This is a genomic window from Halomonas sp. LS-001 (assembly GCF_052983955.1).
Genome location: NZ_CM129816.1, coordinates 2,590,389 through 2,603,240, shown reverse-complemented (window position 1 = coordinate 2,603,240; position 12,852 = coordinate 2,590,389). Strand labels below are relative to the sequence as shown.

General features: G+C 54.5%; 14 protein-coding genes. 13 read left to right on the top strand and 1 reads right to left on the bottom strand.

What is annotated here, in order from left to right:
* The first annotated feature begins 26 nt into the window (after window positions 1–26).
* The 11 genes from ACU6TU_RS11855 to ACU6TU_RS11805 all read left to right on the top strand — a co-directional run bounded on the left by ACU6TU_RS11855 (window position 27) and on the right by ACU6TU_RS11805 (window position 10,088).
* A complete protein-coding gene (locus ACU6TU_RS11855; RefSeq protein WP_447141612.1) occupies window positions 27–215 on the top strand; it encodes a YgaP family membrane protein in 189 nt (62 codons plus the stop codon).
* 10 nt (window positions 216–225) lie between these two features.
* Entirely contained in the window at window positions 226–687 is a 462-nt protein-coding gene (locus tag ACU6TU_RS11850) for a YeeE/YedE family protein (RefSeq protein WP_447141611.1), read from the top strand.
* Entirely contained in the window at window positions 684–1,091 is a 408-nt protein-coding gene (locus tag ACU6TU_RS11845) for a DUF6691 family protein (protein WP_447141610.1), read from the top strand. Before ACU6TU_RS11850 ends, ACU6TU_RS11845 begins: the two co-directional genes overlap by 4 nt.
* 170 nt (window positions 1,092–1,261) lie before the next feature.
* Window positions 1,262–1,945: a response regulator gene (locus tag ACU6TU_RS11840; RefSeq protein ID WP_447141609.1), complete on the top strand. Its 684-nt coding sequence runs from the start codon at window positions 1,262–1,264 to the stop codon at window positions 1,943–1,945.
* Window positions 1,942–3,273 carry an ATP-binding protein gene (locus ACU6TU_RS11835; RefSeq protein ID WP_447141608.1) on the top strand — a complete coding sequence of 444 codons (1,332 nt, stop codon included), beginning with the start codon at window positions 1,942–1,944 and terminating at the stop codon, window positions 3,271–3,273. Before ACU6TU_RS11840 ends, ACU6TU_RS11835 begins: the two co-directional genes overlap by 4 nt.
* Window positions 3,274–3,312: 39 nt before the next feature.
* Window positions 3,313–3,978 carry a c-type cytochrome gene (locus ACU6TU_RS11830; protein ID WP_447141607.1) on the top strand — a complete coding sequence of 222 codons (666 nt, stop codon included), beginning with the start codon at window positions 3,313–3,315 and terminating at the stop codon, window positions 3,976–3,978.
* Window positions 3,978–5,042, top strand: coding sequence for a c-type cytochrome (locus tag ACU6TU_RS11825; protein ID WP_447141606.1), 1,065 nt, complete (start codon window positions 3,978–3,980; stop codon window positions 5,040–5,042). The genes ACU6TU_RS11830 and ACU6TU_RS11825 overlap by 1 nt, the downstream gene beginning before the upstream one ends.
* Before the next feature lie 549 nt (window positions 5,043–5,591).
* Entirely contained in the window at window positions 5,592–6,275 is a 684-nt protein-coding gene (locus ACU6TU_RS11820) for a methylamine utilization protein (RefSeq protein WP_447141605.1), read from the top strand.
* 36 nt (window positions 6,276–6,311) lie between these two features.
* Window positions 6,312–8,672 carry an EAL domain-containing protein gene (locus tag ACU6TU_RS11815; protein WP_447141604.1) on the top strand — a complete coding sequence of 787 codons (2,361 nt, stop codon included), beginning with the start codon at window positions 6,312–6,314 and terminating at the stop codon, window positions 8,670–8,672.
* Window positions 8,673–8,796: 124 nt separating this feature from the next.
* Window positions 8,797–9,582 (top strand): DUF3034 family protein, encoded by a 786-nt coding sequence (locus ACU6TU_RS11810; RefSeq protein ID WP_447141603.1) that lies wholly within the window; start codon window positions 8,797–8,799, stop codon window positions 9,580–9,582.
* A 35-nt stretch (window positions 9,583–9,617) separates the two neighbouring features.
* A complete protein-coding gene (locus ACU6TU_RS11805; protein ID WP_447141602.1) occupies window positions 9,618–10,088 on the top strand; it encodes a group I truncated hemoglobin in 471 nt (156 codons plus the stop codon).
* A 16-nt stretch (window positions 10,089–10,104) separates the two neighbouring features.
* Here the strand turns inward: ACU6TU_RS11805 and dsbG are convergent, their stop codons facing one another.
* A complete protein-coding gene (dsbG, locus tag ACU6TU_RS11800) occupies window positions 10,105–10,881 on the bottom strand; it encodes a thiol:disulfide interchange protein DsbG (RefSeq protein WP_447141601.1) in 777 nt (258 codons plus the stop codon).
* Between the two features lie 264 nt (window positions 10,882–11,145).
* On the opposite strand from dsbG, the gene nrdR reads away from it, so the two are divergent.
* Window positions 11,146–11,643 (top strand): transcriptional regulator NrdR, encoded by a 498-nt coding sequence (nrdR, locus tag ACU6TU_RS11795; protein WP_447141600.1) that lies wholly within the window; start codon window positions 11,146–11,148, stop codon window positions 11,641–11,643.
* Complete coding sequence (gene ribD, locus ACU6TU_RS11790; protein ID WP_447144241.1) at window positions 11,637–12,776, top strand: bifunctional diaminohydroxyphosphoribosylaminopyrimidine deaminase/5-amino-6-(5-phosphoribosylamino)uracil reductase RibD; 1,140 nt, start codon at window positions 11,637–11,639, stop codon at window positions 12,774–12,776. The genes nrdR and ribD overlap by 7 nt, the downstream gene beginning before the upstream one ends.
* The last annotated feature ends 76 nt before the right edge of the window (window positions 12,777–12,852 follow it).

Sequence of the window (12,852 nt, the reverse complement as noted above, 5' to 3'; positions counted from 1 at the left end):
TCAATAATCAATGAAAGGAGTTTGAAATGAAAACTAACGTAGGTGGTTTTGACAAGATAGCGCGTATCGTTGTTGGTGCGCTGCTGATTATCCTCGCGTTGACCGGCACTATCGGCGTCTGGGGCTGGATTGGTGTGGTTCCGCTGGCAACCGGTTTAATGAATTCCTGCCCGGTGTATTCGTTACTGGGGATCAGTACCTGTAAGACTAAATAAGGAGAGCAAAGTGGACTGGACAGCAACCCTGCAAGGGCTTATCGGGGGAGTTCTCATCGGTCTGGCAGCCGTCTGGCTGATGGGAACGCTGGGGCGTATTGCGGGCATTAGTGGCATTGTCGGTAACCTGCTGACTCAGCGCCCTGAAGGTGACAGCGCCTGGCGCGTTACCTTTGTGCTGGGCATGATCAGTGGGCCGCTGGTGGTGATGGCGTTAGGTGGCGGCCTGGGCAATGTGGTAAACGCGCCGGGCATGGTGATTGGCGAGCCTGCAGGCGGTGTTGTGTTGATGCTGGTGGCGGGGTTACTGGTGGGGTTGGGAACCGGCCTGGGCAGTGGCTGTACCAGTGGGCACGGCGTGTGTGGCTTGGCTCGCCTGTCCCCGCGTTCCTTGGCGGCCACTCTTATGTTTCTGCTGACGGCGATGGTCACTGTCTACCTTGCTCGCCATGTGCTGGGAGGTAGCGCATGAAAATGGTAATGGGCTATATCGCCGGTTTGCTGTTTGGCTTGGGGTTGGCCATTTCGGGGATGACTGACCCTGCGCGGGTTCTGGGCTTTCTGGATATTGCGGGTGCCTGGGACCCTACGCTGATGTTTGTATTGGGCGGTGCTGTGGTAACCAGTTTTATTGGTTACCGCCTGGTGTTCAAACGTTCGGCCCCCGTTTTTGGTGAGCGCTTTCAATTGCCGACCCGGCAGGATCTGGATAGCAGATTATTAGGCGGCGCCGCACTGTTCGGCATTGGCTGGGGGTTGTCAGGGTATTGTCCAGGGCCTGCGATTGCATCGATCAGCGGTATTTCCGTGCCATTAATTGCCATGCTGGTCGCCATGGTGGCGGGCTGGTTTGTGGCGCGGCGGTTCAGTCATTGAGCCGGGTGGTGCGCGTTTTACGCGATGAGTGATGGGTTCTTTAGTCGTGTATCTGCCCCTGCTGACCTTGTCGGCAGGGGCTTTTTTTGCGGTGAAGGCAATGTTGAGCCCAGGCTTAACGTTGGGTTAATGCTGCCTTGTCATGCTGCATATTAACCAGAGGATCCGTTATGCATGTTTTGCTGGTGGAAGATGATGCCCTGGTCGCTGCAGGGATTCGTTCGGGGCTTATGACCTACGATTTTGTGGTTGATCACGTGGCAACGTTACAGGCAGCACGCCAGGCACTGGCCACGGTGACCACCGATGTTGTGGTGCTGGACCGTGGTATGCCGGACGGCGATGGCCTGATGTTACTCGAAGAGTGGCGTAATCACGGGGTGGATATACCCGTGCTGATATTAACGGCACGGGATGCCGTACGTGACCGCGTCGATGGCTTGCACAACGGTGCCGACGACTACCTGGTTAAACCATTTGATCTGGATGAACTGGTGGCTCGTCTTTACGCCCTGTTGCGGCGGGCCTCCGGTCGCAGTAGCGGCGTCATTCAGCATGGTGCGCTGACACTCGACCCGGTGGGGCGCCAGGTCACGGTTCACGGCATGCCGGTGATGCTGTTGCGTCGTGAACTGGTATTGCTGGAAGCCTTTCTCTATGCCCCACGAAGTGTGCTGACCGCCGATCAGCTGAAAGACAGTCTTTACGGCATGAACGAAGATGTAGAAAGCAATGCGTTGAACGTTCACATCCACCACCTGCGCCGCAAGCTGGGAACTGGCGTCATAGAGACGGTGCGCGGCTTGGGTTATCGGCTGGGTAAAGCAGAGGCTCTTGGTGGAGAGAAAACGTGAGTCTGCGTATCCGGCTGTTGCTGACACTTGGGGTCACCTTGCTGGTGTTGTGGGGCAGTGCGGCGGCCTGGTTGATGTGGGATCTTGAGGAAAAAGTGGTGGAAACCCTCGATCAGCGTTTGGCGCAATCGGCACGAATGGTGGCCGGACTAATGTTGCAGTTGCCTGTCGAAGCATGGGAGCAGGCTGATCAGCGTGCGTTGTCAATCCCGCCGATTGAAGGGTTGGCGTGTCAGGTGCATTCCCCGCGGGGAGAAATCGTGGCGCGTACGCATTCGGATATGGAATCGATCCTTACCCCGAAAGAACAAGGTCACGCTTACCGTAAAAAAGGCGATATGACCTGGCGGGTGTTTACCTATGAACGAGGCGGACTGACGATCACCACGGCTGACCGTATGGATGAACGCGACATGCTGCTTGGGGATGTTATGAAGGTTGCCGTCGTGCCTTTTGTTTTCGCTCTGGTAGGAAGTCTGTTGGCGCTATGGGTTGTGGTCTGGCGTGGCCTGGCACCGTTGGCGCGGCTGCGGGAATCGCTGGCCCACCGACACCCGGACGCATTAGCCCCTATCGCCACTTATGGCGTGCCGAGAGAAATTCGTCCCTTGATTGAAACACTCAATGGTTTGCTGGCTAAAGTGCAGCAAACCCTGATCCGCGAGCAACGGTTTACCAATGATGCTGCTCACGAACTGCGCACGCCGCTTACCGCGATCAAAACGCATCTGCAGGTAGCTGGCCGGGTGGAGGGTGAGGCGGCGGTGGCATCGTTGGCTCAGGCAGAGCAGGGCGTTGTGCGTTTGAGTCGAACGCTGGACCAGCTGTTGATGTTGGCACGGGTTGAGGGGCGTTTGCGTTTTGATGACGGTGAAGAAAGTTATGTGGCAGAGGTGGCCAACTGCGCCATGGCAGATTCACAGGCCACAGATTCTGGGCGTTTTTTGGTACCTGAACAGTGGCCAGTAGCGATATTGGCGATTCCTCGTGAATTGGCCATTACTGCACTGCGTAACCTGCTGGATAACGCCCTGTGCCACGGCCCGAAAGATCAGCCAATCGCGTTGAGTGCCCATTGGTTGGAGGGAGAACGGGCCGTGGTTTTTCGTGTAAGAGACCATGGTGAGGGTGTCTCTGAGGAAACGCTAGAACAGTTGCCTAAGCGTTTCTGGAGAGCCAGCAAGGCGCAGGGTAGCGGTCTTGGGCTGGCGATAGTGGCGGCGATCGCTGAGCGCTTTGAAGGACGCGTGGCTTTTTATAACGCCACGGATAGCGGCCTGGTTGCCGAGTTCGTTATACCAGCGTCTTTACTGGCTACCGGTGAGTAGCTGACGTTGATTATTATAATTTCATAGGGGAAAACCGTGATGAGCAAGAGGATACTGGGCGGGCTAGGCCTGCTACTCGGCGCTGGTTTGGGCGTAAACAGCGCATTAGCGCTGGAACCAGGAGACCCGCAGCGGGGCCAAACAGCAGCGGTTACCTGTACGGCCTGCCATCAGGCGGATGGCAGTGGAATGAATATGCCGGGAGGTGAATCCTGGCCGCGCCTGGCAGGGCTGGATGCCGGTTATATTGAAAAGCAATTGCATGACTTCAAATCAGGCCGTCGCCAGAATGCCAGCATGATGCCGTTTGCCAACATGCTGAATGACCAGCAGATTGCTGATGTAGCGGCTTATTACAGCCAGATGGACGTTACCGCTGCATCTGGCGGTGAAGATGCCAGTGACGCCTTGCTGACGCGTGGCGAACAGTTGGCTAATCGGGGGGATTGGGATGATTACGTTGTCTCCTGTGCTAGCTGCCACGGCCCTGGCGGTGGCGGAGTGGGGAGTGATTTCCCCGGGATTGCCAGCCAGCACGCAGGGTATATCAGCGCCCAACTACACGCCTGGAAAGAAGGCGAACGCTCAAATGACCCCCAGAACCTGATGGGTGCGATTGCCAAGCGTATGAGTGATGAGGACATTGACGCAGTCTCGGCGTGGTACGCAAGCCAGACGCCCAGCGTGGAAGAGGGGGAGAAATAATGAACATGCATAAAAAAAGTCTGGTAATGGGCGTGGCGGGTGCCTCTATGGCCCTGATCGCTGGCGGCGTCGTTGCGCAGTCCGCAGATGGGAGCGAATCGCAGGCAACGCAAGCGCCTTACCAGACGCTTGTTGAATTGGGTTATCCGGCGCCCCAGGAAAACGAATTGGTGCATGTTCCGCCCACCATGGCTGATCTGGAAGAGGCGGATATTCACCCGGAGCTCAAGAAAGTCATTCGGCGTGGCTATGAGTTGTTTACTGACACGCAGCAGTTACGCGGTGAAAACGTCTTTAACGATATGAATTGCTCCAGCTGTCACCTGGGAGAAGGGCGACAGCCATTCAGTGCGCCGGTCTGGCCAGCGGCGGTGACGCTGCCGGATTTCCGTGGCAAGAATCAACACGTCAATAACCTTGAAGAGCGGATTGCCGGCTGTTTTGCCTATTCCATGAACGGTACGCCGCCGGAATACGGCAGTGACGATATGCTCGCGCTGTCGGCGTATCACCAATGGCTGGCCACCGGTGCGCCGATGTATCCGGACCAACCAATTTACGGCCGCGGTTTCCCGGCCCCGGAACGCCCTGAAGCACTTAGCTACGCGAATGGTGAAACGGTCTATCAGGAGCAATGCGCTATCTGTCACCAGGACGATGGTGCTGGGCATTACGAAAACGGCGAGTATGTCTTCCCGGCGCTATGGGGAGATGGCTCCAATAACTGGGGTGCTGGGATTGTCCGCACGCATACCGCCGCAGGGTTTATCAAAAACAACATGCCGCTTGGGCAGCCGCTGTCGCTTTCCGACCAGGACGCCTGGGATGTTGCCTACTTCATGACGCGTCAGGAGCGCCCCCAGGATCCGCGCTATGCCAATGCGGGTGATGTTGACACTATGTTGGAGCTCTTTGGTCCGACGTTTCATAAAAACTCCAGCTACGGGCAAGTGCGCGAGCACGATGGGCATCGATTGGGAGACCATGCCAACTGGGGCGAAAAAGGTGACGAGGTTGTGCCCTGGAATGTCGGCGTACCACGTTTCGAAGATCTGGAAGACTGACGCCATATTCTGTCGGCTCCCGTAACCTCAAACGCCTGACCGGCCAAAGCGGGTCAGGCGTTTTACGCATGGCTTTACGACGGCGATTGGTTGGAATGGTTTGCTCACGACTACCTGTATGATCTCAGCGAGCATTGAAGTCAGGAAACTATGTCTGTAAGTGCTAGATTTGTCGCCATAAAGCACTAAAAATGATGTAGGGTGTTAGGGTCTGTTGACGTTTCATCACGAACCGCGTTGCTGCATCAAAATGTGCCAGACAAGGCGCGGAACGCCGTTAAGGGTGGTTCCCTTCTCAAGTTTCGCAACGCAGTATGGTGCATTTTGAAGCGCAACCCGAAGGGCTGGGTCAGTTTTTATCCGCTGCGGCGTTAGTCGTCGTTCATTTGGAGTTACCAAACGTCTCTCCTCCTGCCTTGCCCCGAATAAAAACTGACACCAGCGCGGCCGTGAATGAAACGTCAACAGACCCTAAAGAATCAGTCGGATATTATTGCCCTAATTGTCAATGGAATGACGCCCCACCTATCATGTTGCAGGTGTTCATTCATGCTTTCTTCACGCTCTGCCGTACATCCATCCCGTTATATCAAATGGCTACCTGGTTGTGTCGCCATGCTTCTCAGCATTGATGTCCTGGCTGCTGAGGTGAACGTTACTGACCTGAGCGGTGCGCCGTTAAAGAATGCTGTTGTGGAAGTGTTTATCAACAATGCTGAGGTGTCGGCGACTCAAACGGCCAGTGTTATTCAGCGTGATGCAACGTTTCATCCGCAGGTGATTACCGTACCGACTGGAAGCCAAGTGACGTTTCCCAATAAAGATACGACACGCCATCATGTTTTCTCATTCTCGCCAGCGAAAACATTTGATCTGGAGTTGTACCTGAGTGAGACGCCAGAGCCTGTTCATTTCGATACGCCAGGAGTTGTCGTACTTGGCTGTAATATTCATGACCATATGCAGGCGTTCATCGTTGTTAGCGATGCACCTTATGCCGCGTTAACCGATACGCAAGGGCAGTTGCTGATTCCTGATCTGCCGGAAGGGCAGCATCGTATGCGGGTTTGGCATAGCCGCATGGATGACAGTCAGTCTGTCTGGTGGGAAGGCAATGTCAGTGATGGGGACAGCATGAATGTCAGTGTTGCACTAAACGCTCTGCCATCTGAGCCACCAGCCCTTTCCCCATTGCAGCAGCGCTTTCAAGAAGCGACAACCCGCACCGACTAAAAAAGTGCCAGCCCTAAATATGCTACAGAGGTATCTATGCGATTTCGCACGCGATTAATGCTGGTGCTTCTGGCCGTTGTGATAGTTTCCCAACTTGCAACGGGCATGGCATTTTTACGTGCCACCCAAAATGATGCCCAGGAAAAAGGTAGTCAGCGCCTTGAAGTCGGCGCTCGCGTGCTCCATCAGCTGCTTGATATCCGTGGCGATCAGCTGCGTAATAACGTGGCTATTCTGGCCGACGACTTTGGGTTCAAAAGTGCAGTAGCGACTCAGGATACCGCTACGCTGTATTCGGTGCTGGCCAACCATGGTGGCAGAGCCAACGCCGATATGGTCATGCTGACGGACCTGAACGGCAATATTCTGGCCAGTAGCCACCATCCTCAATCAGATCCGATGCCGTTTACAGAGCTTTTTCAACGTGCTCAGCAGAACGGTAGCGGAGTCAGCGTGGTGATCAATGACGGTGAACCCTATGAGTTCGTGCTGATGCCAGTACGCGCCCCGAACCTGATAGGCTGGGTAGGGATGGGGTTCTTGATTGATGAAGACCTGACCGACGAAATCAATGCGCTCACCGGGCTTGAAGTGAGTATTGTCACCTATTCATCAAACGGCGATATTGACTATCTAGCCAGCTCCCATGGAGAGACACTTGCCAGGCGCCTGATGGTCAATCATGGCGACAAGTTGATGGATGGCACCGATACCACTCAGACCCAGATGTCGGATAACAACACTTATCTTTCCTACGCATCACCATTATTGGCCGATGCACACTATCAATCCTTTGCTCTTTTTCAGCTTTCCCGGGAAGAGCTTTTGAGTGCCTATCGCCATTTGCAGTGGCAGTTATTGAGTATTGTCGGGCTGATGTTGCTGGCAACACTGGCGGTTGCGGTATGGAGTGCACGCAGCATCAGTAAGCCGCTGATTGCACTGGCCCAGATCGCCCAGCGTATCGGTAAAGGCGAGCATGTCAAACGCACTTACGAAGGCACCGCGTTTTCAGAAACAGAGCTAATGGCCAATACCCTGTTTTCCATGCAGGACGACATTGCCAGGCGTGAGGCAACGCTGTTTCATCAGTCACGCCATGATCTTCTGACGGATCTTCCCAACCGCATCCGCGCGCTGGAGGATATTCAGCAATACATCATTCAGCGCCAACCCTTTACGTTACTGCGCTTTACCATTAACGATTTTCGCAATATCAACGATACGTTTGGTTACGCCTTTGGTGACGACTTGATGGTTGCGATTGCAAGACGCATTCAGGCACTGCATTCATCCGGTATCACGGGTTATCGCCTGGACGGCAACGAGTTGATGCTGCTCATCCATCAGGAACAGTATGGCGCCAACAGGCGGGTGGAGCTGATGAGCAGACTTAGTGAGCCCGTGGAACTTAAAAAATCGATGATTGTACCTTCACTTTCGACCGGTGAAGTGACGTATCCCACCCATGGTGAGAGCGCTCAACTGCTACTAAGACGTTCAGATATTGCCCTCGACCAGGCGCGTCAGCATCAACGTAGCCACGCCTGTTATATGGAAGGTCAGGATGAACAGCATCTGCGCCAGTTAATGCTGATTCGTGATCTGAATGAGGCGATCAGTAATAATGAATTATGGATGGCCTACCAACCCAAAGTGGACACTCGAACGGGCAACGTCTATCAGTTCGAGGCGCTTATGCGCTGGCGACATCCTACGTTAGGGTTTGTGCCTCCTGATGAATTTATCAGTCTTGCGGAGCGCTCAGGCACTATCGGAAGGTTATCCAGTTGGATGTTGGGACATGTATGTCAACAAATCAGTCAATGGAAAAACGAAGGGCACTCTATTTCAGTGGCGGTCAACCTATCGGCCAGCGACGTGATCAATGCTGAAATGCCCGGAAAAATCAGCGAAATCTTAAGACATTACGATCTTTCTCCAAAACTGCTGTCACTTGAAGTGACGGAAAGTGCCGTTATGCAGGATGTTGAGGCGGCAACTAAAAATCTGCTTGAACTGAGTCAGCTGGGTCTCAGAATTGCCATTGATGACTACGGCACCGGTTATTCATCATTAGCGCAGATCAGACGCCTGCCAGTGGATGAACTTAAAATAGACAAGTCATTTGTGCTCAATCTGGATACTCAGGAAGAAGATCTTACCATTGTGCGTTCAACGATTGAGATGGGGCATAATCTTGGGTTAAAAATTGTTTCAGAAGGGGTGGAAAATATCGCTAGTGCGAAACTGCTCGACGCCCTTGATTGCGATTATTTACAGGGATACTGGATCTCCAGGCCTATGCCCGCCAATGACGTCGTTGATTGGTTAGACACTTTTACCCTCCTCGTAGACGGTCCTCCTGATCATCAAGAAAGCACTGATCATCAATAAAACAATGACCATCAACAAAGCAATGACCATCAAGAAAGCAAAGAGTTAAATCATGTGCTTATTCTGCTTTTCCAGGCCAACTGTACTCGCGGCTGCAATATCTATCACCATTTTGCTGGCGAGCATGCCTTCCTTCGCCGGTAGCCGAATTCTTGGGACCGGAGCGGTGAGTGCCATTGAAGGAGCCGCTGGTGGTGGTTTATCGCCCTGGGCGGTTTTGACCAGTACGGCCAGTGAAAACGAAACAGGTGTTACCGCTTCAGTTAGCCGCGCCCAGGTCGATGATTTTCGACTTAACGTCGCGTCAGTCAGCGCTAACCTTTATGACCGCCTGGAGCTTTCTATTGCCCGTCAGAACTTTGAGTTGACCGCTATCGGTGGTGAGCTTGAACAGGATATTTACGCCGCTAAAGCCCGCCTGTTCGGAGACGTTCTGTATCATCCGCTGGGTATCTGGAGTGCAGGTGTGATGCACAAACGCCTGGTAGATGGCGCAGTGCCGACCGCGTTAGGTGCGAGTGACACCCGTGGTAACGATGTTTATCTGAGTGTCAGTAAGCTTTTTTTTGATGCTATATATGGCCGTAACCTGCTGCTTAACGCCACACTGAGAAACACGGCGGCCAATCAAGGGGGGCTGTTGGGCTTCGGTGGTGATCAAGGCAGGCGTAAGTGGGTGGCGGAAGGTGGCGCAGGCATTTTTGTCACGCCTGACTGGGTCGTTGGTGTTGAGTATCGTCAGAAACCCGACAACCTGAGTGTCGCCTGGGAGGATGATTGGCAAAGTGTTTACAGCGCCTATTTTTTCAATAAACACCTGTCGCTGACGGGCGCCTGGCTGGATCTGGGCGACATTGCCGGGTTTCCCTCCCAGCGCGGCGGATATGTCTCTTTGCAGGCGGCGTTCTAGTCCCACTATTTCCGTGTGAACAATGGAGGCATGTCATGCCGATGGCCAGAAAAGCCCACTTTCTGACGGGGCCGACAACGTTATTATCCAGCATGCTTTTTGCAACGGTCCTGCTTACCGCTGGCTGCGTTGCGCCGACCACGCCAGAGCCGACGCTCTATGACCGCATGGGTGGGCAGTCAACGATTAACGCCGTCGTCGAAAATCTGCTCTATCGCGTGGCAGACGATGACGAAATCGTCAAATTTTTTGCCAACACAAATATTGATCTGTTCGCTGAATCATTTGCCACGCAGCTTTGCGATATCAGCAACGGCCCTTGTGACTATGATGGCCCACCCATGGACCGTGCGCATCAGACGATGGGAATCACCGATGCGCACTTCAATCGCCTGGTAGCTTATCTGGACGCCGCCATGCGAGAAGAAGGGGTGTCGCTAGCGGCCCGTAATGATCTGCTGGGCCGGCTTGCACCGCTTTACAGTGACGTCATGCGCTTGCAGTGAGGTGCTGCCATAAACGTTATTTTTCACTTCCCATCATTTCTTCCAGACGTTCCTGGCTGGGCATACCTTCGATGCGGCTGATGCGTACAACGCCATCTTCGTTGCGATGCTGATAAGCACTGGTGGGGGTGGCATAAAGCCCCAGCTCCTCAAAAAGCTGGTTGTTGGCAAACACCTGCTCTTCGATTGCGCGGGGTTGAGCGCTAGGCTTGATCTCATCGCCTTGTTTATGAGCGGAAAGACTGGCGGAAGGGTCGTCCGCCCCTAGCAGGGCAGCGGCTTTGGCGGGGCTATTGTCTTCAAGAATGCCGACCATGATATGACGAAGCTGTACATCGCCAGCCTCGACCCAGGGGCGCGACGCTTGCCAAAGTTGTAAGCAATAAGGGCAGTTCGGGTCGGTAAAGGTATAGATCACTTTAGGCGCTTGCGGATCACCATCCTGAATCCAGTGGCTGTCTTCGAGAAGCGCCCATGTCTGGACTTCCAAGGGAGCCCGAACATGTTCATCAAACTGTGGTTCTGTCAGGTCATTTCCCTGGTTATCCATCAGGGTGCCAACGATGGCATGCTCCCCGTCCGGCGTCAGGTAAACGGCCATTTCGCGCCCCTGACTGCTGGCGCCAAAACCGGTCAGCCCGCTGGGCGCACTGAACTGGCTGTGTATTTCGATACCACGCTCTTTAAGGGCCTGAATGGGCGCAGGTAGCGATGTGTCAGCCGCGAAGGTGTGGCTTGCCAGCAGAGAAAAAGAAACTACCAGCGGTGAGAGTCTGACAATCGAGGTTAGCATGCAATTACTCTTTATAATGGGGAGTCGGGGGTTTGTGTAAGAAGAAGGTGTTGGCAAACCGTGTTAGCGTTACCTGATGAAGGCTAGTATGCCAGTATCCGGTTAACCGGCAATTATGTATCGCGCGGATAGTTGCCGGTGTCGCAACGGATCAGGGTGAAAAACTGCATAAAACCTGTTAAATCGCTACAATGCGTTTACCTTTTGTATGCCAGCCCAGGTGTCAGCGACATCTGTTCGCTATCTTGATAACAGGTTGATGTCATGCATTGCCCTTTTTGTGGTGCTAACGATACTCGAGTCACTGACTCACGTCTGGTGGCTGATGGCGACCAGGTTCGCCGACGCCGCCAATGTGCCGCCTGCCATGAGCGGTTTACGACCTACGAAACTGCCGAGCTGATTATGCCACGGGTGGTCAAGTCCGACGGTTCTCGGGAAATGTTCGATGAGCGTAAACTGCGTGCGGGTATGTTGCGTGCACTGGAAAAACGACCGGTCAGTGCGGAAGCCACCGAAGCGGCCATTGAACGTATCCGGCAAGGGTTGCGGGCGCGTGGTGACCGTGAAATCAATGCCCGTGAGGTTGGCGAACTGGTGATGCAGGCGCTCAAAACGCTGGATCAGGTGGCCTATATCCGGTTTGCCTCAGTGTACCGCAAGTTTCAGGATCTGGACGAATTTCGCGCGGAAATTGATCGTCTTTCCCAGGAACCTGAAACGCCAGAAAATACCGAAAACCTGCCGCGGAGACCATCGTGACGGTGTTTACTCAACAGGATCATGGTTACATGGCGCGAGCACTGCATCTGGCAGAACGCGGCCTTTACACCACCGCGCCCAACCCACGAGTGGGTTGCGTTATTGTTCGCGATGGCCAGGTTGTCGGAGAAGGTTTTCATCGACGTGCCGGTGAGGCGCACGCCGAGGTAAATGCCTTGCGTGATGCTGGTGAAAAGGCGTGCGACGCCACGGCTTATGTAACGCTGGAACCCTGTTCGCACACCGGTCGAACGGGCCCTTGTGCTGTGGCACTTTACAAGGCCGGTATCAAGCGCGTGGTGGTGGCCATGGTAGACCCTAATCCGCAGGTGAGCGGGCGCGGTATCGGGCAGTTGCGCGATGCGGGGGTTCATGTCGACGTAGGGCTGCTGGAGGCCGATGCCCGGCGGCTTAACCCTGGGTTTGTCTCACGTATGGAGCGTAAGCGGCCCTTTGTGCGTCTGAAAATGGCCATGAGCGTCGATGGACGAACGGCCATGGGGTCCGGGGAATCCCAGTGGATTACTGGTCCCGAAGCAAGGCGCCAGGTGCAGCAGTTGCGTGCGCGTTCCAGCGCGATTCTAAGCGGTGTCGAGTCGGTGATCATGGATGATTCCCGCTTGACCGTTCGTATTGAAGAGCTAGGCCTTTCAGACGCTGATGACATTGCCCATCGCCAGCCCTTACGCGTGATTGTGGATACGCATCTGCGTTTGCCTCTGGCGGCTGCCTGTCTGACGGTTCCTGGGCGAACCCTGATTATGACGACGTCGTCTGCTGGTAACGATGAAAAACGTCGTAAACTTGAGCATGCGGGTGCTGAAATTCAGGTATTACCGGCTGGCGATGATGGTCGCGTTGAGCTGGCTGGCCTGTTGGCATGGTTGGCGGAGCACGAGCAGGTTAACGAATTACTGGTGGAAACCGGTGCGACGCTTGCCGGTGCTCTGCTGGACGCCAGGCTGGTAGACGAAATGCAGCTTTTCATGGCGCCGACGCTGTTGGGCGGCGATGCTCGTGGGCTGTTCCATTTGCCCGGTCTGGCGCGTATGGCAGACCAGCGGCAACTGACCATTCACGATATCCGTGCGGTCGGTCGCGATTGGCGGATCATTGCCTCACCCCGTGACTAGGGTCTAGCGCAGTTTGCCGAGTCAAGGTACCCTGACGCGCGACTTCGCACGTAATGCGACTCAGATTGGGAGATTT